This window comes from Gordonia sp. NPDC057258, from assembly GCF_042668985.1.
GTDB classification, from domain to species: domain Bacteria; phylum Actinomycetota; class Actinomycetes; order Mycobacteriales; family Mycobacteriaceae; genus Gordonia; species Gordonia hongkongensis.
This window is the reverse complement of the sequence record NZ_JBHUXZ010000006.1, coordinates 140538-161688: the sequence shown is the minus strand read 5'-3', so window position 1 is coordinate 161688 and position 21151 is coordinate 140538. Positions and strand designations below refer to the sequence as shown.

The 21151-nt window shown below is 68.1% G+C and carries 20 protein-coding genes and 1 pseudogene; 8 read left to right on the top strand and 13 right to left on the bottom strand.

Annotated features, from left to right (window positions below; genetic code table 11):
• Position 1: 1 nt before the first annotated feature.
• On the bottom strand, positions 2-682 hold the full coding sequence (locus ACFUEJ_RS07100; RefSeq protein WP_388028319.1) for a MarR family transcriptional regulator: 681 nt from the start codon (positions 680-682) through the stop codon (positions 2-4).
• Positions 664-1779 (bottom strand): DUF559 domain-containing protein, encoded by a 1116-nt coding sequence (locus tag ACFUEJ_RS07095; RefSeq protein ID WP_388028317.1) that lies wholly within the window; start codon positions 1777-1779, stop codon positions 664-666. Before ACFUEJ_RS07095 ends, ACFUEJ_RS07100 begins: the two co-directional genes overlap by 19 nt.
• A gap of 191 nt (positions 1780-1970) precedes the next feature.
• On the opposite strand from ACFUEJ_RS07095, the gene ACFUEJ_RS07090 reads away from it, so the two are divergent.
• Both ACFUEJ_RS07090 and ACFUEJ_RS07085 read left to right on the top strand, forming a co-directional pair.
• Positions 1971-3413, top strand: coding sequence for a PLP-dependent aminotransferase family protein (locus ACFUEJ_RS07090; RefSeq protein WP_249356183.1), 1443 nt, complete (start codon positions 1971-1973; stop codon positions 3411-3413).
• Between the two features lie 257 nt (positions 3414-3670).
• Positions 3671-3811, top strand: coding sequence for a hypothetical protein (locus tag ACFUEJ_RS07085; RefSeq protein WP_165629719.1), 141 nt, complete (start codon positions 3671-3673; stop codon positions 3809-3811).
• Between the two features lie 22 nt (positions 3812-3833).
• Here ACFUEJ_RS07085 and ACFUEJ_RS07080 read toward each other — a convergent pair whose 3' ends face one another.
• The 11 genes and pseudogenes from ACFUEJ_RS07080 to ACFUEJ_RS07030 form a co-directional block, all read right to left on the bottom strand.
• Positions 3834-5327: a sugar transferase gene (locus ACFUEJ_RS07080; protein WP_388028363.1), complete on the bottom strand. Its 1494-nt coding sequence runs from the start codon at positions 5325-5327 to the stop codon at positions 3834-3836.
• Positions 5328-5360: 33 nt separating this feature from the next.
• Positions 5361-5990 (bottom strand): annotated as a pseudogene (locus ACFUEJ_RS07075) (glycosyltransferase); the annotation flags it as partial.
• Positions 5991-6022: 32 nt separating this feature from the next.
• Entirely contained in the window at positions 6023-7423 is a 1401-nt protein-coding gene (locus ACFUEJ_RS07070) for an O-antigen ligase (protein WP_068972027.1), read from the bottom strand.
• A 138-nt stretch (positions 7424-7561) separates the two neighbouring features.
• Positions 7562-8173 carry a DUF4262 domain-containing protein gene (locus tag ACFUEJ_RS07065; protein WP_058251985.1) on the bottom strand — a complete coding sequence of 204 codons (612 nt, stop codon included), beginning with the start codon at positions 8171-8173 and terminating at the stop codon, positions 7562-7564.
• 85 nt (positions 8174-8258) lie between these two features.
• Positions 8259-9467, bottom strand: coding sequence for a NarK/NasA family nitrate transporter (locus ACFUEJ_RS07060; RefSeq protein ID WP_078113085.1), 1209 nt, complete (start codon positions 9465-9467; stop codon positions 8259-8261).
• Entirely contained in the window at positions 9464-10213 is a 750-nt protein-coding gene (gene narI / locus ACFUEJ_RS07055; RefSeq protein WP_058251983.1) for a respiratory nitrate reductase subunit gamma, read from the bottom strand. Before narI ends, ACFUEJ_RS07060 begins: the two co-directional genes overlap by 4 nt.
• An 8-nt stretch (positions 10214-10221) precedes the next feature.
• The gene (narJ, locus tag ACFUEJ_RS07050; RefSeq protein ID WP_205333226.1) at positions 10222-10887 is read right to left on the bottom strand and encodes a nitrate reductase molybdenum cofactor assembly chaperone; all 666 of its coding nucleotides are present in this window, start codon (positions 10885-10887) and stop codon (positions 10222-10224) included.
• Positions 10884-12572, bottom strand: a complete 1689-nt coding sequence (narH, locus tag ACFUEJ_RS07045) for a nitrate reductase subunit beta (RefSeq protein ID WP_388028312.1) — start codon at positions 12570-12572, stop codon at positions 10884-10886. Before narH ends, narJ begins: the two co-directional genes overlap by 4 nt.
• Entirely contained in the window at positions 12572-16315 is a 3744-nt protein-coding gene (locus tag ACFUEJ_RS07040) for a nitrate reductase subunit alpha (RefSeq protein WP_388028310.1), read from the bottom strand. The genes narH and ACFUEJ_RS07040 overlap by 1 nt, the downstream gene beginning before the upstream one ends.
• Before the next feature lie 124 nt (positions 16316-16439).
• Complete coding sequence (locus ACFUEJ_RS07035) at positions 16440-16781, bottom strand: cupin domain-containing protein (RefSeq protein ID WP_083229291.1); 342 nt, start codon at positions 16779-16781, stop codon at positions 16440-16442.
• A gap of 285 nt (positions 16782-17066) precedes the next feature.
• Positions 17067-18167 carry a sorbosone dehydrogenase family protein gene (locus ACFUEJ_RS07030; protein WP_068969971.1) on the bottom strand — a complete coding sequence of 367 codons (1101 nt, stop codon included), beginning with the start codon at positions 18165-18167 and terminating at the stop codon, positions 17067-17069.
• Between the two features lie 273 nt (positions 18168-18440).
• Between ACFUEJ_RS07030 and rpsH the strand changes: the two genes are divergently transcribed.
• The 6 genes from rpsH to rplO are packed head-to-tail and all read left to right on the top strand — an operon-like array spanning position 18441 to position 21118.
• Positions 18441-18839: a 30S ribosomal protein S8 gene (rpsH, locus tag ACFUEJ_RS07025; protein ID WP_004023571.1), complete on the top strand. Its 399-nt coding sequence runs from the start codon at positions 18441-18443 to the stop codon at positions 18837-18839.
• Positions 18840-18854: 15 nt separating this feature from the next.
• Positions 18855-19391: a 50S ribosomal protein L6 gene (rplF, locus tag ACFUEJ_RS07020; protein ID WP_058251979.1), complete on the top strand. Its 537-nt coding sequence runs from the start codon at positions 18855-18857 to the stop codon at positions 19389-19391.
• Between the two features lie 3 nt (positions 19392-19394).
• Positions 19395-19799, top strand: a complete 405-nt coding sequence (rplR, locus tag ACFUEJ_RS07015; protein ID WP_058251978.1) for a 50S ribosomal protein L18 — start codon at positions 19395-19397, stop codon at positions 19797-19799.
• A 46-nt stretch (positions 19800-19845) separates the two neighbouring features.
• Complete coding sequence (rpsE, locus tag ACFUEJ_RS07010) at positions 19846-20493, top strand: 30S ribosomal protein S5 (protein WP_058251977.1); 648 nt, start codon at positions 19846-19848, stop codon at positions 20491-20493.
• 2 nt (positions 20494-20495) lie between these two features.
• Positions 20496-20681 carry a 50S ribosomal protein L30 gene (gene rpmD, locus ACFUEJ_RS07005; RefSeq protein ID WP_058251976.1) on the top strand — a complete coding sequence of 62 codons (186 nt, stop codon included), beginning with the start codon at positions 20496-20498 and terminating at the stop codon, positions 20679-20681.
• Entirely contained in the window at positions 20678-21118 is a 441-nt protein-coding gene (gene rplO, locus ACFUEJ_RS07000) for a 50S ribosomal protein L15 (protein ID WP_004023566.1), read from the top strand. Before rpmD ends, rplO begins: the two co-directional genes overlap by 4 nt.
• The last annotated feature ends 33 nt before the right edge of the window (positions 21119-21151 follow it).

Below are 21151 nucleotides of genomic sequence, written 5' to 3'. Positions count from 1 at the left end.
ATCAGCTCTCCTCGATCGCGAACAGATGGCACGATTGCGTGCCCACCGTCACCGCGGCCGCCCGGTCGGCCGGTGTCAGCAACGCCTGGTCTTCCTGCGGGATGAGGCTGACCCCCGGCGCGCGCTGGAACTCCACCATCGTGGCGTCGAAGACCTCGTCGCTCATCCCGGGCAGGTCGGCGCGGAGATCGGAGACGAGGACGAAGTCGCCCGCCGTGACGGCCCGGGCGCGGTAGGCGGCCGCGATCTGGTCGCGGGGATCGACGGTGGACGACGCCGGGTCGGACGCAGCCGTTGCGGTCGGGGTCGCGGGTTCCTCGGTGGCGGCGCGACGGGGGCGTCCGAACACCTCGTGCAGCCGCATGTCCTCGTCGTCGAGGTACCGGGCGAGGCCGGCGAGGACCGCGTACATGGCCTTCGTCGGTGCGGTCGATCTCTTCGGTGGCTCGGATGTCAGTTCGGCCGCGCACCAGGCCCACCCGCGGTCGGTCAGGGTGTGGAAGTACGCGCGGCGCGCGCCGAGTCGAGAGTCGACGAGGCCGAGGGCGTTGAGATGATTGCGAGCAGGCTTGTCCAGCGCGGCACCGAACTCCTTCAGTTCCGGGTTGGAGAGCTCTCGGGACTCGGCCAGCAGGACGAACAGCGCCGCACTCTGGATCGGCGTCAGCTGGGCGTGGTCCACGGATGCTCCTCGCGGGTCGAAGGGGGTCGGGCGGGCGTCGGTCGGGACGGTGCCGGTGGTCGGGAGCGCTCGGCGATCACGGCGGCCAGCTCTGCGACGACAAGGGACGTGTCGTCGAGAACGTGGTCGTTCGTGTAACGCAGAACGAGGTATCCGGCACGCTGAAGCATGTTGTCGCGACGTCGATCTCGCGCGTACTTTACCGGGCCGCGATGATCCGCGCCGTCGACCTCCACGACGACGCGTTCACTCGGCCACAGCAGGTCGACGATCACCGCGGGGTGGAGCGGATCGAGGTCGCGCGGACTCCGGTTCCACTGTCGGTCGCGAGCCCACGGTGCACGCGCGAGGGCGCGTTCGAGGGTTTGCTCGGCCTCGCTGTGCGGTGCCGGTCTCCCCGACGGACGCGAGGCGACGAGGACGGGCCTCGCCGAGGCCGACGACGGATCGGGCAGCGCCTCCACCGGACCGGGCGGCGGGAATCGCCGCCCCGCGGGTACTCCGATCCGGATGGCCGGCACCCTGGTGACCGCGGGCAGGGCGTCGGCGGTGAGCCACACGGTGAGGTCGGCGTGGTCGGCCAGCCATTCGTACGCGGCGGCGGCCGCGTGCTGGGCCCGCTCGGCCAACGCGGTGTCGGCGCGCACGGCCAGGACCACGGAATCCCGTCCGTATCCCCGTCGTAGGAGGAATGTCAGCGCGGCCGCCCGGGCGTCGTCGGCGGGGCCGGGGCCGGGACGTCGCGCGCCGGCGGCCGCACGGGCCAGATGGATGACGGCGGGCGAGGGGAAGCCGGCGTCCCGGCACAACAGGCGCGCCGTGGCCTCGGCGTCGTCGGCGTCGACCGGCCGGCCCGGCTCATGGCCCGGGAGCCAGACCGGGAAGAGGGCGACGACGATGTCCTCGAGCGCATCGAGGACCTCCCGGACGACCTCCCGGGCGGTGCGATCGCCGGGTCCGCGATGGTCCAGGAACACCGGTAGGTCAGCCGAGACCGAGTCGACGAGGTCGGCCAGGGCGAGGCCGTCGACGTCATCGACACGGAGCACGTGCCCGGGACGCACGGCCGCGTCGAGAGCTGACGGGCGGATGTTCATCGACGCCGACGATATCGCCCGAACCCGACAGCCGCCCGGTGGTCACGGGTGATCTGCGGACCGCCACCACCGCTCGACGGCAGTCCACCGACCGCGGATTGGACCTTGTGGTGCCCGCGGGCACTGCGTTTGACTGGACGTCGACGGCCGCAGGGCGTCGTTCGACCCTGGCGACCGGTGAGGAGGATTCTGTGGGTGCACCGCGAGCCATCGGCCGGCCGGTGGCTCGCTCGAACCTCGGGGTGAAGCAACTCGTCACGCTGCTCGGTGAGTGGGAGAGCGGCGACGCGGCCTACGCGGCCCTCGCCGCCCGCATCCGACTCCTCATCGACGACGGCCGGATCGCGACATACACGCGGTTGCCTGCCGAGCGAATCCTCGCCGATGCGCTCGGGCGGAGTCGGACCACGGTGGTGTCGGCGTACGGAGCGCTGCGCGAGGCCGGCTATCTGGTCAGCGTCCGGGGATCCGGCTCCGTCGCGATGCTCCCGCGGAGGGGTCCGGGCGCGGTTGCCGAGATCGACTTCGCGCACGCCGTTCCCGAACCGGTGCCCGGTCTCGAGGCGATCATCGAGCGGGTCACGGGCAATGTGCCCGACCTGCTGCGCCGGCCCGGACTCGACCTGGTGGGCGATCCGCTGCTACGCCGACGAATCGCCGATCGATACACCGACCGCGGACTGCCCACGACCCCGGCGCAGATCGTGGTGACCCTCGGTGGGCAACACGCCATCGCACTCGTCGCGCGGACCCTGCTCCGACGAGCCGACCGGGTGGTCGTCGAGACCCCGACCTATCCGCACGCCTACGAGGCGATCGCCGAGGCCGGCGGACGGCTCGTGTCGACGCCGGTCACCGCGGCCGGTTGGGACATGGACCACTTCCTCGAGATCCTCAACCGGATGCGACCCGAGATGGCTTATTGCATACCGGATTTCCAGAACCCGACGGGCGCCTCGATGCCGTCCGCCCACCGAGAGCGACTCGCCGACGCGGCGCGCCGGGCCGGGACCGCGCTGCTCGTCGACGAGACGACTGCCGAGCTCGACATCGATCGTCGGACGGACCATTTCCCGTTCGCCGCGCATGCGCCGGTGAGGTCCTCGGTGCCGGTGGTGACGATCGGATCGCTGGGCAAGACGGTGTGGAGTGGATTGCGGGTGGGATGGATTCGTGCCGACGAGGACATCGTCGACCGGATCGTCCGACGGCGACCCGCCGGTGACCTCGGTTCGCCGATCATCGACCAGCAGATCGCCGCCGAGGTCTTGGCCGGTTACGACGACCTGCTCGCGGTTCGTTCCGCGCAGCTTCGTATCGGCCGGGACACGCTCACCGGACTTCTACGAAATCATCTGCCGGAGTGGGAGATTCCCGACGTCAACGGTGGGTTGGCGATGTGGGTCGGGCTCGGGGCGCCGCTGAGTTCCGCGCTCGCGGCCGCCGCCCTGAACCGAGGTGTGCGGATCAGCGCCGGACCGAAGTTCGGCGTCGACGGGGCGCACGAACGCTACATCCGCGTTCCGTTCACCGAGGATGCCGACGACCTCGCCGCCGGCGTCGACGTGTTGCGGGACGTATGGGCATCACTTGATCGCCCGGGGGCACCGGACGCGTTGACGCGCCCGGCGTGAGAGATACCGACCGTCGCGGACTGCGTGCCGTTGCCGCACCGCACTTCTCGGCGGTGTGCCGGATGATGCTGTCCGTCGGCGATGCCGTCGCCGGACCCCGGCACCGGCCCGCGGCAGAAAATCAGTGGCGCCGCCCGGCGGAGTCGCGTCACCATGGGCGGGCAATTGAGTCCACGGATGCGCGGTTGGCATCTACCACCAGGTCGTGATCGGCGATTCAATACCGGCACACCATGTTCCGGCGTCAGGAGGTCGTCATGACCGCACTGCTCCTCGCGATCGTCAGCGGTATCATCCTGCTCGTCGTCGTCGCCCGCACGTTGATCGTCACCATCCGCGACGAACGGGGACGGGTGCCGTATCGCCCCGCGTACGACACCCGACGTCCGACGATGTGACGACGCGGGTGGGTGGCCGCGGCTACTCCGCCCGTTTGAGCACCGCGAGCACGGTCAGGAGCAGGATCTTGACGTCGAGCCAGAGTGACCAGTTCTCGATGTAGTAGTTGTCCCACTCGGCGCGGTCGGCGATGGAGGTCTGACCGCGCAGGCCGTGCACCTGCGCCCAGCCGGTGACCCCGGCCTTCACCCGGTGGCGCTCGCCGTATCGCCGGATCTGCACCTCGAACAGCGAGACGTACTCGGGACGCTCCGGGCGTGGACCCACGAGACTCATGTCGCCGCGGATCACGTTGAGTAACTGGGGTAGTTCGTCCATCGACGTCGAGCGCATGATCTTGCCGATCCTGGTGCGGCGGTCGACGCCCTCGACGCCGCCGGGTGCGCTGCCCTCGGTCGGCCGGAATTTCTCCGCGGCGGGGTCCTCGGGCCGCATCGAGCGGAACTTCAGGCAGTTGAACACCCGCGCGTCGCGACCCACCCGCGGCTGGGCGAAGAAGATCGGGCCCGGCGAGCTCAGCCGGACCAGCAGCATGAGCGTGAAGAACAGCGGTGAGATCGCGGCGAGGATCAGGGCTCCGACCACCCGGTCCCCGATGTGTTTGGTCCGGAACTGCCACCCCCGCGGGTTGGTGTGCGGGACCGACATCAGGGGCAGCCCGCCGATGTGATCGACCCGACTGCGGCGTCCGACGACGTCGAACATGCGCGGCACGATCCACACCTTCACCCCATGCCGGTGGGCGATACGGACGGCGGCGGTGAGCCTTTCGACATTGGTGACCGCGAAGGCCACGACCAGGACCTCGGCCTTCGTCGCCCGGATCGCGTCGTCGAGTTCGTCCACCCCGCCGAGCTGCGCGATCTCGTTGGTGGGTCCCTCGTCCCGATCGGCGCGGGGTGGCGCGCCGGCGGCCAGGATGCCGACCGGCCGGAGACCGTGCTCCGGCGCGGCCACCATGCGGCCGACGACCTGTGCGGTGATCGGCCCGTCGCCGATGATCAGCGTGGGGGACAGCAGATGACCGTTCTTGCGCAGGCTCCGCTGGATGATGTCGCGGATGAGACGACCGAACGGAACCCAGAACAGCGCCGACACCCACACCTTGGTGACCGCGGCGCCGGGTCTGTCGTCGGAGTAGGGGAGGAGCAGAGAACACAGCAGGATCATCGCGGTGATCGTGCACCCGGTCATGACCCGGCCGACCTCGTCGAGGAACCGGCGATTGAGCCCCCGACGGTAGACCCCGCGCAAGGAGAAGACGATCACGAGGATCGGCACGAAGGTGATGAGTGTCCACAACGGCGGGTTCGCGCCGCTGCCACTCCTCACCCACCAGATCCCGGCGGCCACCGCGATCGTCGCGGACAACACGTCGATCGACACGGTCACGATCGTGCTCAGGGGATCGTCGCGGATCAGCTCGTGAAAGGTGCGCCGACCGTTGGGCGACGAGTACACCGGGGTGCGCCTCGTGGTCTGCGGGAACTCGGCCTGCGATACACGGGTCGACAAGTCCACTCCATCCGAAAGAACAGCCCCCCGTCCGGTCGCCGCGGCGTAGAGCGCCGGCAGGTCCCCGACATCGACGTAACCGAGCCCGACCGCCGACGACGGGGCACCCGGGCCGGTCGAACCCGCGCCGCCGAGCACGCACGGAATGTCGAGGCGCCGGGCGACCGCCGCGACGAGTTCGACGTTCTTGCGGGGTTCGACGGTGCCGATCTGCATCACGAAGCGTTCCGGCAGATCGTATTTCGCCCGAACCCGTTCGACATCGGCCGGCGCGGGTGGGCGGGCCCAGTCGGCGGGCGCGAGTTCGGTGACGTGGGCATCCCGTCCGCAGGTCTCGCGGATTCGTTCGGCGGTGAACTCGGAGACGGCGATCAGCACGTCGGCCCGACGGAGGGTCGTGCGGACGAGTACGGATTCGCCCGCGGCGCGAAACCGGCTCGACGCGGACGACATGTCGAGCACCGACAGGTCGTGCACGGTCGCGACCGTGGTGGCGGGGCCGGCGACTGGTAGGTCGACGTCGAGACCGTGGAACACGCCGCCCGAGCGGGTGGGGAGTACGCCGAACACCGCCCGTCGGACACCGTCGGCGACGGGACGCTCCACCGGGGTGATCGCCGGGGGCAGTTCGCCGACCGCGTCGGTCTGCACGACTGCGGACAGGGCGGTGCCGTCGACGTGGCCGGGCAGTGCCCTCAGGAGTTCGCGGATGTAGGTCTGGACGCCGCTGCCTCCGGGACGAAGTGCAAGCGCACCGTACGTGATTCGTGTTGTGCCGTCGCGCATCCAGCAGCTCCCAACAGTAACCAGAAGTAGAAGTCGAGCGGGAAGATCTCGAAGTAGGTGGCGACCAGGCAGGCCACCATCGCCGCGACCATGGACGCACTGACACCCAGGACGAGGGCTCCATCCGGGTCGGGCATCCGGCGCGAGTACTGCACGCACCAGATGATCGCGGTCACGATCAGGGCCAGGAACAACCACAACCCGATCGGCCCGAGTTCGATGAGCAGCTTCACGTAGTAGTTGTCCGGCTGGTAGTTCTTCGACAACTGCTGCACGGTACCGCCGGCGCCGGCGGTGATCGTCCGCGTCGTGTCGCCCTGGGCCGCCGACATCGCGTCGGCCGCCGATCCGCTCGACGCCAGGCCGGTCCCGAGCGGGTGCACCCAGATGCTCGCGAAGATCTCACCCCACCCGGAGCCGCGCTGACTCAGGCTGCTCGACGAGAAGAACACCTTGGTGATGTTCGACGGCAGGAACGGCAGCGAGATGACGGCGACGACCCCGACTGCGAGCAGCGGGGCGATGAGGCGGCGGAAGCGAAGGGCCGCAAGCCAGATCACACCGACGATGAGGCCGAGGATCGCCGCCCGCACCACCGACGTGGCCATCGTGATCGCCATGACCGGCCAGCAGACGAGGAACAACCGGTTGCGCCGGCGGGCGGTGTCCGACAGCGCCACTGCTCCGCCGACGAGCAGGGCCAGCATGACGAAGAGTCCGAAACCGAAGGGCTGATTGAACGTGCTGAACGTCCGGAACAGCGGACCGCTCGTCCGCACCTGCTCGCCGAAGGTGTAGCCGAGTTCGACCAGCCGCGCCGGACCCAGGAGCTGCTGGCCGATGCCCACGAGGGTGGTGAGCACCCCGAGCGCCATGATGATCGAGACCAGTCGGTCGCGGTCGAGCGCGTCGAACGGCGTCAGCCATAGCGCGAGGACCACGAAGAGGTAGAAGAAGGTGACCTTGACGCCGTACAGCCCGATGGGGCCGTAGACGTAGAGCGCCGACACGACCCCGAACGCGACCAGCACGGCCGCGGCCGGCCACCACGGCAGCTGCAACGGCGGGTCCGTCCGGTCGGCGGGCCGGACCCGGCGATTGGCCGCGCAGATCAGCGTCAGCGCGAGGACGCCCTCCTTCCACGCCGAGGCGACGCCGGGCAACGGGGCGATGTCGAGGAGACCGTCGAGGGGGGTGAGCGCGGCCAAGACCAGGAGACCGCGTTGCGGACGCCGGTAGATGACGGCGACGAAGGCGACCGCGAGGACGAGGGCGACGAGTGCAGCGACCACGACCGGGAGGTGCGCCACGCCGACCTGCCTTTCCACGTGCCCCCGTGGTCTGTTCGAGCCCCCAGACCAACCATGGTGGCATCTCCGGGCTCCGTTTGTCCGGGGCAACACGGACACATGTCGCCCCGGACACGCCGGGAGGCCGCCGGCCGCAGGTCAGTGACCCGAGATGCGACGTGCCCGTCGCGGGCGGGTTCGGTCGGGCCCGGATTCGGTTGTGAGAAGGCGTGGTTGCGGGCGCGGGGGATCCAGGAGTTGCGGCATCCCCTTCACCGGCTGGTGCATCGGGAGCAGGGTGTAGCCGTCTTCCCATGGGAGGTGGCCGTGGTCGTCGGGCCAGACCACCTGCAGTTTCGGGTGGTCGGGGAACAACAGGTTCGCCAGGAGCAGCTCGTCGTGGTCGAGTTGCTCGATGAGTCGGACGGTCACGGCGACCGTCTGCAACGGGATGTCGGACTGCGCGGCGACGAGATCACGCCAGTCCTCCTGGTGGAGCAGGGCGCCCAGTTCGTTCAGCACGTGCGTCGCGGTCAGGGGATCGACGCCGTAGATCGAGAGCTCCGGGATCGAGTGCAGCGAGAGTCCGGAGGTGTAGGAGAACCCGCACTCGGTTCGAGCACCTGCAGGCGGTGCGTCGAACTCGGCGTCCGCCTCGCCGACCGAGGTCACCTGCCAGCCGCAGCGCCGGATGGTCTCGATGGTGGAACGGATGAGCGGATTGGGATGCCACCGGGGCAGACCTCGGATCGCGGCAGCGTGGTCTGACATGGATCGCTCCTTTGTTCGACGGGTGCGAACATCAGAACACGAGGCCCCGACAATTCTCCCGACGCCGCAGCCGGGGAGGCGGGCGTCAGGTGTTCGCCGTGCGTCGGATGCCGAACACGGTGAACAGGGCCGCGCACGTGGCGAAGACGACCAGCAGTGCGAGCCCGATCGTGTAGCTGTGGGTGGTCGCGTCGTAGGTGGCCCCCATGACCATGGGCGGGAAGAAGCCGCCGAGCCCGCCGAGGGCACCCACGATCCCGGTGACCGAACCGACCCGCTCGGCGGGCGCGGCCTGCGCGACCCAGCTGAAGACCGACCCCGAACCGAGTCCCATGCAGACCGCCATCAGGACGAAGTCGAGACCGGCGGGTATCTCGAGGGGCGGCTTGGTGATCATCCACACGGCGAGCACGGCGGCACCGCCACAGGAGATCACGGTGATGATGCGCGGTCCGAAGCGATCGGACAGGACACCGCCGACGGGCCGGGCGATGACGGCCGCGATCGCGAAACCGGCGGTGCGCGTGCCGGCCGCCTGGAGGTCGAAGTCGTAGACGTCCTTGAGGTAGGTCGGCAGGTAGGTGCTGAAGGCGACGAAGCCGCCGAACGCCGCAGCGTAGAGAAAACCGAGCTGCCAGGTGATCGGCAGTTTGGCCGCACCGATCAGTTTGGGGACCACCGAGTCGTGGGACGCGGCCCACCTGGGTGAGTCGCGCATGAACAACCAACAGACCACGGCGACCACCGCGAGCGCGACGGCGATGATGATGTGCGTCGCGATGTATCCGAACCACGACACGAACCGGGGGGTGAAGAAGGCCGACAACGCCGTCCCGCCCATCCCGGCTCCGAAGACGCCGGTCGCGAACCCGCGCCGGGACTTGTCGTACCAGGCGTTCACGAAGGGGATGCCCACGGCGAACGTCGTCCCGCCGACGCCGAGGAAGAAGCCGGCGACGAGCAGCAACGCGTAGCTGTCGAAATGTCCGGCGGCGGCGACCAGCAGGACGAACGGAATGGTGGCGACCAGCAGAACGGTGAACATGAGGCGGCCGCCGAAGCGGTCGGTCAGTGCGCCGGTCAGGATTCGCCCGAGCGAGCCGACCAGGATCGGGATGGCGACGAGGATCGACTTCTGGGTGGCGCTCAGGTCGAGTTGGTCGGTGTAGACGACCCCGAGCGGACCGATGAGGTTCCAGGCCCAGAAGCTGATCGTGAACGCGAGTGTCGCGAGAGCGAGGTTCGTGGTCTGCGCACGCGAGCTGATGGCGGGCGTCGTGGTGTCGGTGCTCATCGATCACGATCCTTCACTCCGACGGGCGCCCACCCCGGCCGATGGGGCTGGTTACCCGGCGCGACACGTCGGTCGCGGCTTCGGTACACGATGTAGGGACGGAAGAGGTAGTGCACCGGCGCGGTGAAGATGTGCACCAGCCGGGTGAAGGGGACCATCGCGAAGAGGAGCATCCCGATCAGGATGTGCACGTGGAAACGCAAGGGCGCCGCCGCCATCGCCGTGACGTCCGGTTGCAGCACGAACAGTGAACGGAACCAGGGCGAGACGGTCTCGCGGTAGTTCACGCCGGGCGCGTGCGGGTCGAGCGTGCCGATCAGCGTGATGTAGGTGCCTGCCACCAGCGCCGTGACCAGCACCAGGTACATCGCCTTGTCGTTACGCGTGGTGGCCATGAACACCGGGCCGACGGTCCGTCTGCGGTACACCAGCATCGCGACCCCGACGAGGGTGGCGACGGCCGCCAGGATCCCGAAACCCCCGGCACCCCAGTGGTACAGCGTCTCCGAGACGCCGATGGCCTCCGTCCACGACTCCGGGATCAACAATCCGATCGCGTGGCCGATGATCACCACGAGCACGCCGTAGTGGAAGAGCGGCGACGCTATCCGCAGGAGGCGGGACTCGTAGAGCTCCGATGACCGCGTCGTCCACCCGAACTTGTCGTAGCGATAGCGCCAGATGGTTCCACCGATGAGCAGTCCTAGCGTCGCGTAGGGCACCACGCCCCACAGGAAGATGTCCACGGGTCACCTCACGCTCGGGTCGGGTTGATCGGCAGCAGGCGGGGATCGAAGGGTTCCAGGCCCACGGTCTCCGTCGGTGCGGGTGCGCACATCGCGAGCGCCGTGGCCCGGTCGGGTGGGGAGGGACTGGGCAGGGTGGCGCACACCGCCGCCACCGCCCCGGCGTACGGCGACTCCGCGCCGAGCAGGGCGAACCGGATCAATTCCAGTGCTGCACGGTGCTTCTCGAGCAGCTCGACGCCGCGGCCCGGATCGGCCCGCGCGCTGAACTCGAGCACGATCGGCAGATGGTCGGGCAGTTCACCGCGCAGGTCCACGAGAAATCCACTGTCGCGGTAGGCCTGCTTGAACTCGCCCAGCGACGCGCCCCGACGCCGGGTGTCCCCATCGGACCAGTACGACAGGTAGAGCGTGTGCCGTTTCGAGAGATCGAAGAGCTCGATGTACTCGCGGCGCAGCGCTGCCGGATCGCCACCGCCGAGGTGATCGACGGTCTGTCGCAGCAATTCTGTCGCCAGGGAGTCGTCCTGTTCGGCGAGGGCGGCCCGTATCAGATCGACGCGGCCGAGGACCTCGTCGTCGGGATAGCTCAGACACCAGGACGCGATCAACCGTATGACGGTGCCCTCGTCGGTCGCCCGCGAGCGACGTGCGAACAACCGTGGTCCCCTCATCGTGCTTCCTCGTCGGGAGTCGACGGCCCGGGTACGCGTTCGGGGAACAGGCCCGGCGGGGCCCCGTTGCCGTCCCAGTTGAGCAGGTTGGTCCGGCCCGCCATCGTGTGCTCGCCGGCCGCCGTGTCAGTGGTCTGACGCTGACGCAGCGCATGGAACGTCTCCACCGACACCGGCGCGGGACGACCGCTGGCCTCGCCGAACGGCGACGAGTCGAACATGCCGGGCCCGTCGTCGTAGTCGAGCGAACACCCCATCTCGTCCAGTTTCTCGGCCTGTTCGAGATGAGCCGTGGGGATCACGTATCGCTCTTCATATTTCGCGATCGCCATCAGGCGGTACATCTCGTACACCTCTTCCTCGGTCATCCCCACCGCGGCCGGTATTCCGGCGTCGGGTTCACGGCCCAGGGTCACGTCGCGCATGTACGAGCGCATGGCGGCCAAGCGGCGCAACACCGTGTCGATGACGACCGTGTCACCGGCGGTGAACAATTCGGCCAGGTACTCCACCGGAATCCGAAGGGCCTCGATCGCGCCGAACAGCGTTCCCGCGCCCTCGGCGTCGTGACCCTGCTCGGCGAGCAGGTCGACGATCGGCGACAGCGGTGGGACGTACCAGACCATCGGCATCGTGCGGTATTCCGGGTGCAGCGGGAGCGCGACACGGTACTTCTTCGCCAGCGCGTAGACCGGCGATCGGCGCGCGGCCTCGAGCCAGTCGTCCGGGATGCCGTCGCGTCGAGCGGCGGCGATCACCGCCGGATCCTCGGGGTCGAGCATCAGATCGAGTTGCGCCTCATACAGATCGCGATCATCGGGGACCGAGGCGGCCGCAGTCACGGCGTCGGCGTCGTAGAGGAAGATGCCCAGGTAGCGAAGCCGGCCGACGCACGTCTCGGAACACACCGTCGGCTGCCCGACCTCGATGCGCGGGTAACACAGCGTGCATTTCTCGGCCTTGCCGGATTTGTGGTTGAAGTAGATCTTCTTGTACGGGCAGCCCGTGATGCACTGCCGCCAGCCGCGGCAGCGGTCCTGGTCGACGAGCACGATGCCGTCCTCGCTGCGTTTGTAGATCGCACCGGAGGGGCACGACGCCATGCATGACGGATTGAGGCAGTGTTCGCAGATCCGCGGCAGATAGAACATGAAGGTCTGCTCGAAGCCGAACTTCACCGCGTCTTCGGAATCGCGCCGGAGCTTCTCGACGATGGGGTCGCGCTCGGCGAGTTCCGGTGCACCGCCGAGGTTGTCGTCCCAGTTCGCCGACCAGGTGACCTTGGTGTCCTTGCCGGTGAGCAGGGACTTGGGACGGGCGACCGGGAAATCGTCGCCGAGCGGGGCGTCGATGAGGGTCTGGTAGTCGTAGGTCCAGGGTTCGTAATAGTCCTCGATGGTCGGCTGGACCGGACTCGCGAACAGGGTCAACAGCTTCCGCACGCGGCCGCCGGCGCGCAGGCGCAGCCTGCCGTTGCGGTTGAGGACCCAGCCGCCCTGCCAGGTCTCCTGGTCGTCGTACCGTCGCGGATACCCCTGTCCGGGACGGGTTTCGACGTTGTTGAACCACACGTACTCGGTGCCGGACCGATTGGTCCACGCCTGCTTGCAGGTCACCGAGCAGGTGTGGCACCCGATGCACTTGTCGAGGTTCATCACCATCCCGACCTGGGCCATGACCCGCATCAGTACGTCACCTCCTGGCTGCGTTTGCGGATGGTCGAGACCATGTCGCGTTGATTGCCGGTCGGTCCGAGATAGTTGAAGGCGTAGGACAACTGGGCGTAACCGCCGATGAGGTGGGTCGGTTTCACCAGCAGCCGCGTCGGCGAGTTGTGGATGCCGCCCCGGCGGCCCGTCGCCTCCGACTTCGGGACGTCGATCGTGCGTTCCTGGGCGTGGTGGACGTAGCAGACCCCGGCCGGCATGCGATGGCTGACGATTGCACGGCACACGAAAACGCCGTTGGCGTTAATGCATTCGATCCAGTCGTTGTCGGCGACGTCGATCGAGGCGGCGTCCTGGGGACTCAGCCAGGCGATCGGCCCGCCGCGGGAGAGCGACAACATGAATAGGTTGTCCTGGTACTCGGAGTGGATCGACCACTTGGAGTGTGGCGTCAGGTACCGCACCGTGATCTCCCGGGCGCCGTCGGGTCCGAGCTTGGGTTCGCCGAACAGGCGGTGCATGTCCAGCGGCGGCCGGTAGATCGGGAGCGACTCGCCCATGTCGATCATCCAGTCGTGGTCCAGATAGAAGTGCATCCGTCCGGTGAGCGTGTGAAACGGCTTGAGCCGCTCGATGTTCACCGTGAACGGTGCGTACCGGCGGCCGCCGGTCTCCGACCCGGACCACTCCGGCGACGTGATCACCGGCACGGGTGCCTTCTGGGTGTCGGCGAAGCGGATGCGCTTCTCCTCCGAACCGCGCGCGAGGTCGTCGAGGCGGAAGCCGACGCGTTGCTGCAGCTGTTCGAAGCCGGCCACCGCGAGTTCGCCGTTCGTGGTGCCCGACAACGTCAGGATCGCCTCGGCGAGTTTCTCGTCGGTGTCGATGGCCGGTCGTCCGTCGCCGGCGCCGCCGAGCATCACGCCGTTGGATTCGGCGAGTGTGCGTGTTTGTTTCTCGAGCGGGTAGGTCACGTTCTTGACGGTGAAGCCGAGGGTGTCCGCGAGCGGTCCGATGGACGCCAGCTTGTCCGCGATCGCGGTGTAATCCCGTTCCACCACGGTGAAGTTCGGCATGTTCCGGCCTGGCTGTCCGACAACGCCGTCGTGTCGCCAGTCCAGAATCCGGCCGTGCGGTTGTGCAACCTCGCCGGGGGTGTCGTGCTGCAGAGGGACGCTGACGAGATCGCGCCGTGTACCGAGGTGGGTGCGTGCCAGGTCCGACAGCTTGCGTGCGAGCCGGTGGAACAGGTCGAAGTCGGACTTCGCCTCCCACGGCGGGTCGATCGCCGGCGTGAACGCGTGGACGAACGGGTGCATGTCCGTCGAGGACAGGTCGTGCTTCTCGTACCAGGTCGCAGCAGGCAGGACGATGTCCGACAGCAGCGTGGTCGAGGTCATCCGGAAATCCGCCGACAGCAGCAGGTCGAGCTTCCCCTCCGGAATGTCGTCGTGCCAACGGATCTCGGCAGGCCTCGGGGTCTCGGGTTTCTCGGCGCCGAGCACGTTGTGGTGGGTGCCGAGCAGGGTCCGGAGGAAGTACTCGTTGCCCTTCGCCGACGAACCGAGCAGGTTGGACCGCCACAGCACGAGGGTCCGGGGCCAGTTCTCGGGTGCGTCGACGTCGGTGATGGCGGATGTCAGTTGGCCGTTCTGCAGACGCTCTGCGACGTAGGACGCCGGATCGGCGGCGTCACCGCGATCCACGGCGGCGGTCGCCTCGTCGGCGACGTCGAGAGGGTTGGTGGAGAACTGGGGATAGAAGGGCATCCAGCCGAGCCGCGCCGACTGGGCGATGGCGTCGGCGGTGTGCTCGTGGTCCATCGTGCCGCGCGACAGCGGGGAGGCGAGTGAGGATGTCGAGTACCCGTCGTTGCGCCATTGCCCGGTGTGCATGTACCAGTACGAGGTCCCGGTCATGGTCCGCGGCGGGCGCGTCCAGTCCAGCGCGTTCGCCAGCGAGATCCAGCCCGTGATCGGACGACACTTCTCCTGCCCGACGTAGTGCGCCCAACCGCCGCCGTTGCGGCCCATGCATCCGGTGAGGATGAGCAGGGACAGGATCGCCCGATAGGTCGCGTCGCCGTGGAACCACTGGCAGATCCCGGCGCCCATGATGATCATCGAGCGGCCGCCGGATTCCTCGGCGTTGGCGGCGAATTCGCGCGCGACGCGAATCGCCGCCGCGGCCGGCACGCCGGTGATCTCGGCCTGCCACGCCGGTGTGTACGGCGCCGATGCGTCGTCGTAGCCGGTGGGCCACTCGCCGGGGAGCCCGTCCCGGGTGACGCCGTACTGCGCGAGCATCAGATCGAAGACGGTCGTGACGAGCCGTCCCCCGATCCGCCGCGCGGGGACACCTCGGCGGACCACGGCGCCGCTGCCGTCGGGGGCGTCGAAGACCGGGAACGCGACTTCGACGAATTCGGCCGCATCGCTCATGAGTGTCAGCGCGGGTTGCGCGCCACCGAGATCGAGATTCCATCGCCCCGCACCGGAGTCGGCGTACCGGAACCCCATCGAGCCGTTGGGCACCACCGGCTCATCGCGTGCCTCGTCCCAGCACACCGTCTTCCAGACGTCCTCGGAGGCAACATGTTCCGCGCCGGGCAACTCGTCGGCGGTCACGAACTTCCCAGGGACGAATTTTCCGGGGACGTCGGTGCCGGTCGAGTCACCGTCCGGCCCGCCCGGTTTTTCGTCCAAGTGGATCAGGAACGGCAGGTCGGTGTAGCGGCGCACGTAGTCGTCGAAGAACCCGGTCGAGCGCCGGACGAAGAACTCGGTGAGGATGACGTGTCCCATCGCCATCGCGAGCGCCCCGTCGGTGCCGGCCTGCGCGGGCAGCCATTCGTCGGCGAACTTGGTGTTGTCGGCGTAGTCGGGGCTGACCGAGACCACCTTGGTGCCGCGGTAGCGCACCTCGGCCATCCAGTGCGCGTCCGGGGTCCGCGTCACCGGGACGTTGGAACCCCACATCATCAGGTACGTCGCGTCCCACCAGTCCCCGGACTCCGGGACGTCGGTCTGGTCGCCGAACACCTGGGGACTGGCCACCGGCAGATCGGCGTACCAGTCGTAGAACGAGGTCATCACCCCGCCGATCAGCTGGATGAACCGGGTGCCGACGCAGTGGCTGACCATCGACATGGCCGGGATCGGGGAGAAACCCGCGCACCGGTCCGGACCGTGGGCCTTGATCGTGTGGACGTGCGCTGCCGCGGCCATCTCGACGGCCTCGTCCCAGGAGACGCGAACGAGCCCGCCCTTGCCCCGTGCGCGCTGGTAGGAGCGTCGGCGCAGCGGGTCTCCGACGACGTCGGCCCACGCCAGCACGGGATCGCCGAGCCGGCGCTTCGCCTCGCGGAACATCTCCACCAGCACACCCCGGGCGTACGGGTGTCGGACCCGGGTGGGGGAGTAGGTGTACCAGGAGAAGGCCGCGCCCCGCGGGCACCCGCGGGGTTCGTACTCGGGCCGGTCCGGGCCCACCGAGGGGTAGTCGGTCTCCTGGGTCTCCCAGGTGATGATCCCGTCTTTGACGTAGACCTTCCACGAGCAGGAGCCCGTGCAGTTCACGCCGTGTGTCGAGCGCACGATCTTGTCGTGGCTCCATCGATCCCGGTAGAAGACGTCACCCGCCCGACCGCCGTCCCGGAAGACGACACGACGATCGTCGGTCTCGTCCCATCGGGTGAAGAACCTGCCGATGTCCAACAGTGCGGTGGCTGCAGAACCCTGTACATCTTCTGACCGGGCCATGAGCGACACCATACGGAGGGTCGGCAATTGTTTCTTCCCGAATCGCAAAGTCGATCAGATATGCCGAAAACGTTTGTGGGAAATACACCCGTCGGTCATTCGGGAAACAATCTGGTCGCTTAGGTCAACGCGTGGCAACCGTCAACAGGATCGCCGAGTCCTCTTGTGCGGTCAGGCCGTGACGCGTCGACGGAATGGTCACCAGGTCGCCGGTGGCGCCCTCCCACCGGCCGGCCGGATCGCCGTCCGCCGAGGTCAGGACGACACGCCCGCGCAGGACCTGCAGCGTGGCCTCGGTGGGACTGTCGTGATCCGACAGTGCCGCGCCCGCGACCAGTGCGATCACCGTTTGTCGAAGATGTCGAGAAGAGTTGCCGTGCAACGTATGAGAGGCCCGTCGGCTCGACGCTTCGCGGGCCGAGGACAGGAGCTCGTCGACGAGCTCGGGAAGATGAGTCGAATCCACGTGTTCCACCATGACATCGCGGCGCGGCGACGAGGTGATGTTCGGCGGATCGAGGCCAGTTCGTTGTTACGCTGTCGACCGACGCGGTGATCCTGCCGCCTGGAATAGGCCACACAATCGTTGCGAAAACACCCGGTGATGACGGGCTCGCACCCATGAGAGTCCGGCGATGAGACGATTTCGGAAAATGGTTCCGCGAAATGATTCGAGAATCGAACTGTCGATTCCGTACAGAACCGATCGGCGCCCGTCGGATGGCTTCTGGTCCGCGCGCCGGAACTGTGGTCAGCCGAGCCGCATCCGGAGCAGACGATCGTCCCCGTCGGCCGGCCGGCCGCGTCCGTCGGTGTTGCTCGTGCCGAACCACAGTGAGCCGTCGGGCGCGGCGGCCACGACGCGCAGCCGGCCGAACTCGTCGGCGTACCTGCTCACCGGCTCGCCGGCGGCCGACCCCGTGAGCGGTATCTCCCACAGCCGCCGGCCGCGGAGCGCGGCCATGTAGGCGCGGTCGCCGATGATCGCCAGCCCGGCCGGGGACGCCTCCTGCGTGGTCCAGGTGGCGGCCGGCGCGACGAACCGCGGATCATCGGAATCGCCTTCGACCTCCGGCCACCCGTAGTTGCCACCCGGTCGGATCAGATTGAGCTCGTCACGACGGTTCTGTCCGAACTCACTGGCCCACAGCCGGCCTGCGCCGTCGAAGGCCAGGCCCTCGACGTTGCGGTGCCCGTACGAGTGGACCTCGTTGCCGAACGGGTTGCCCGGCCACGGGCGGCCATCCCGGTCCACCCGCAGGATCTTGCCGTTCAACGCGGTGACGTCCTGGGCGACCTCGGGTACGGCGGCATCGCCGACCGCGACGAACAGGCTTCCGTCCGAACCGAAGGCGAGGGCGCCGCCGTGATGGTTGTAGGCCGCGTCGAGTCCGGTGATCAGCGGTCGGGGACGGGTGAGCCGGTCGCCGTCGAAGTCCAGGCGCACCAGCCGATTGTCGGTGGCGGTCGTGTAGTAGACGAACACCGCGCTCTCGTCGCCTGGCGCCACCGCGATGCCCTGCAACCCGCCTTCGCCGCGGGGAGCGGCGTCAGCGAACTCGCCGACGGTCCGGACCTCACCCCCAGGGGACACCCGGACGATCGTGGCGTCGTCGCGCTGGGTGACGAGGGCATCGCCGTCACCGAGGAAGGCCAGCGCCCACGGCACGTTCAGCCCGGATGCGACGGTCTCGACCGACGCGGCGTCTGCGGACGTGCCCGTCGGACCCGAGCCGGATCGATCCCGCGTCGGCGGATCGTCGGTGGCGCACCCGGTCACCAGCGACGTACCGGTGATGCCGAGCAGCCCGGCCCCGAGCAGGCCCGTTTTGAGGAGTTTGCGTCGATCCATACCCTCGATGGTGCCTGATGGTCGCCACTGCCGACCGGTGCCGATTTGGGTCTACGCTGCGGATTCCCTACACTAGACCGGTTGCCTGTGCACCTCAGGTGTCCGGGACACAACTGAATAGTCTCCGGTGCCGGCGAAAAGCCAAGGGCATCGGCGGCGAGAACCTTCTCCAAACAACTATCCACTTCGTGGAAGGCCCACCGCAGGTCACCGGGATTTTTCCGGCCACCGGCGCTGTATGGGAACCGCTACGAGAAAGGTTGACGGTCACCCATGACCATGACTGACCCGATCGCAGACTTCTTGACGCGTCTGCGTAACGCCAACTCGGCGTACCACGACGAGGTGACACTGCCCTCGTCGAAGATCAAGGTGAACATCGCCGAGATCCTCAAGCGCGAGGGCTACATCACCGACTACCGCACCGAAGACGCGGAGGTCGGGAAGAACCTCGTCGTCTCCCTGAAGTACGGCCCGAGTCGCGAGCGCTCCATCGCCGGTCTGCGCCGCGTCTCCAAGCCCGGTCTCCGGGTCTATGCAAAGTCCACCAACCTGCCCAAGGTTCTGGGCGGCCTCGGCGTGGCCATCATCTCCACGTCGTCGGGCCTGCTCACCGATCGCCAGGCAGCCAACCAGGGCGTGGGCGGCGAAGTCCTCGCCTACGTCTGGTAGGGGAGGTAACAACACATGTCGCGTATCGGAAAGAACCCCATCGAGATCCCCGCGGGCGTGGACGTCACCATCGACGGCCAGAACGTCACCGTGAAGGGCCCCAAGGGTGAGCTCTCGCTCACCGTCTCCGAGCCCATCTCGGTCGCCAAGGAGGACAACTCCATCGTCGTGACCCGCCCCAACGACGAGCGTCGCAGCCGCGCGCTGCACGGCCTGAGCCGTTCGCTCGTGAACAACCTCGTCGTGGGCGTCACGCAGGGCTACACCAAGAAGATGGAGATCTTCGGTGTCGGTTACCGCGTGCAGGCCAAGGGCAGCGACCTCGAGTTCGCGCTCGGTTACAGCCATCCCGTGCCGATCGAGGCCCCGGCGGGCATCACGTTCGCCGTGGAGTCCCCGACGAAGTTCTCGGTCTCGGGTATCGACAAGCAGCAAGTCGGCGAGATCTCGGCGGTCATCCGCCGCCTGCGTCGTCCGGACCCCTACAAGGGCAAGGGCATTCGCTACGAGGGTGAGCAGATCCGTCGCAAGGTCGGAAAGACGGGTAAGTAAGCCATGAGTGATTCAGCTACCAAGACAGTGCGCAAGCCGATCGGCAAGGACGTCTCGACGCGTCGTCGCAAGGCGACCGGCAACCGTCACTTCCGCCTCCGCAAGAAGGTCAGCGGAACCCCGGCCCGTCCGCGTCTCGCGGTCAAGCGCAGCTCGCGCCACATCCACGTCCAGTTGATCGACGACCTGGCCGGCAAGACGCTGGCCGCGGCATCGACGATCGAGGCCGATGTGCGTGCGGCCGGCGGCGACAAGTCCGCGCAGGCCCGCAAGGTCGGCGAGCTCATCGCCGCCCGCGCCAAGGCTGCCGGCGTCGACGCCGTCGTGTTCGACCGTGGTGGCAAGGACTACCACGGCCGGATCGCCGCGCTCGCCGACGCCGCCCGCGAGGGAGGCCTGAGCTTCTGATGACCATCTCGAACAGCTACACCCACATGACCGGAGGGAACCTCTGATGCCCGGACGTCAGCGTGACGGCGGAAACGGACCCGCCGGTAACGACAACAACCAGAACAACCAGGGCGGCGGCAACGACCGTCGCGGCGGTGGCCGCGGCGACCGTCGCGATCGTGGCGGCCGCGACCAGGACCGCAACCAGCTCGAGCGCGTGGTGACCATCAACCGCGTCTCGAAGGTGGTCAAGGGTGGACGTCGTTTCTCGTTCACCGCTCTCGTGGTCGTCGGCGACGGCCAGGGCATGGTCGGCGTCGGCTACGGCAAGGCCAAGGAAGTCCCGGCCGCGATCCAGAAGGGTGTCGAGGAAGCTCGCAAGAACTTCTTCCGCGTGCCCCTGATCGCCGGCACAGTGACCCACCCGGTCCAGGGTGAGGCCGCCGCCGGTGTCGTCATGCTCCGCCCGGCCAGCCCCGGTACCGGTGTGATCGCCGGTGGCGCGGTGCGTGCCGTGCTCGAGTGCGCGGGCGTCCACGACGTCCTCGCCAAGAGCCTCGGCTCGGACAACGCCATCAACGTCGTGCACGCCACCGTCGCGGCACTCAAGATGCTGCAGCGTCCCGAAGAGGTCGCGGCCCGCCGCGGTCTGCCGATCGAGGATGTCGCTCCGGCCGGTATGCTCCGCGCTCGCGCAGGACAGGGGGTCTGATCATGGCTCAGCTGAAGATCACTCAGGTCAAGGGCACCATCGGTACCAAGAGCAACCAGCGTGACAGCCTGCGGACCCTCGGACTCAAGGGCATCCGCCAGACCGTCACCCGCGAGGACACGCCGATCAACCGCGGCCTCATCAACGCGGTTCGTCACCTCGTGACAGTCGAAGAGGTTCAAGCATGACCATCAAACTCCATCACCTTCGCCCCGCTCCGGGGTCGAAGACCGACAAGACCCGCGTGGGTCGCGGTGAGGGGTCCAAGGGTAAGACCGCCGGTCGCGGCACCAAGGGCACCAAGGCACGCAAGAACGTGCCCGCCGGCTTCGAGGGTGGCCAGATGCCGATCCACATGCGGCTGCCGAAGCTCAAGGGCTTCACCAACCGCAACCGGATCGAGTACCAGGTCGTCAACGTCGGCGACATCGCCCGCCTGTTCCCGCAGGGCGGCACCATCGGCGTCGACGAGCTCGTCGCGGCCGGCGCCGTTCGCAAGAACAAGCTGGTGAAGGTTCTCGGCGACGGTGACCTGTCGGTCAAGGTCGACATCACCGCCGACAAGTTCACCGCCTCCGCCAAGGAGAAGATCGCCGCTGCCGGTGGCAGCGTCACCGAACTCTGACGGACACACACCGCGGTCGGGCGGCAGCATCGC

Excerpts from the sequence above, each read along its gene's own strand:
- ACFUEJ_RS07095 (WP_388028317.1), bottom strand. The coding sequence starts at position 1,779 with ATGAACATCCGCCCGTCAGCTCTCGACGCGGCCGTGCGTCCCGGGCAC.
- ACFUEJ_RS07085 (WP_165629719.1), top strand. The coding sequence starts at position 3,671 with ATGACCGCACTGCTCCTCGCGATCGTCAGCGGTATCATCCTGCTCGTC.
- ACFUEJ_RS07065 (WP_058251985.1), bottom strand. The coding sequence starts at position 8,173 with ATGTCAGACCACGCTGCCGCGATCCGAGGTCTGCCCCGGTGGCATCCC.
- ACFUEJ_RS07060 (WP_078113085.1), bottom strand. The coding sequence starts at position 9,467 with ATGAGCACCGACACCACGACGCCCGCCATCAGCTCGCGTGCGCAGACC.
- narJ (WP_205333226.1), bottom strand. The coding sequence starts at position 10,887 with ATGAGGGGACCACGGTTGTTCGCACGTCGCTCGCGGGCGACCGACGAG.
- narH (WP_388028312.1), bottom strand. The coding sequence starts at position 12,572 with ATGCGGGTCATGGCCCAGGTCGGGATGGTGATGAACCTCGACAAGTGC.
- ACFUEJ_RS07040 (WP_388028310.1), bottom strand. The coding sequence starts at position 16,315 with ATGGCCCGGTCAGAAGATGTACAGGGTTCTGCAGCCACCGCACTGTTG.
- ACFUEJ_RS07030 (WP_068969971.1), bottom strand. The coding sequence starts at position 18,167 with ATGGATCGACGCAAACTCCTCAAAACGGGCCTGCTCGGGGCCGGGCTG.
- rpsH (WP_004023571.1), top strand. The coding sequence starts at position 18,441 with ATGACCATGACTGACCCGATCGCAGACTTCTTGACGCGTCTGCGTAAC.
- rplF (WP_058251979.1), top strand. The coding sequence starts at position 18,855 with ATGTCGCGTATCGGAAAGAACCCCATCGAGATCCCCGCGGGCGTGGAC.
- rplR (WP_058251978.1), top strand. The coding sequence starts at position 19,395 with ATGAGTGATTCAGCTACCAAGACAGTGCGCAAGCCGATCGGCAAGGAC.
- rpsE (WP_058251977.1), top strand. The coding sequence starts at position 19,846 with ATGCCCGGACGTCAGCGTGACGGCGGAAACGGACCCGCCGGTAACGAC.
- rpmD (WP_058251976.1), top strand. The coding sequence starts at position 20,496 with ATGGCTCAGCTGAAGATCACTCAGGTCAAGGGCACCATCGGTACCAAG.
- rplO (WP_004023566.1), top strand. The coding sequence starts at position 20,678 with ATGACCATCAAACTCCATCACCTTCGCCCCGCTCCGGGGTCGAAGACC.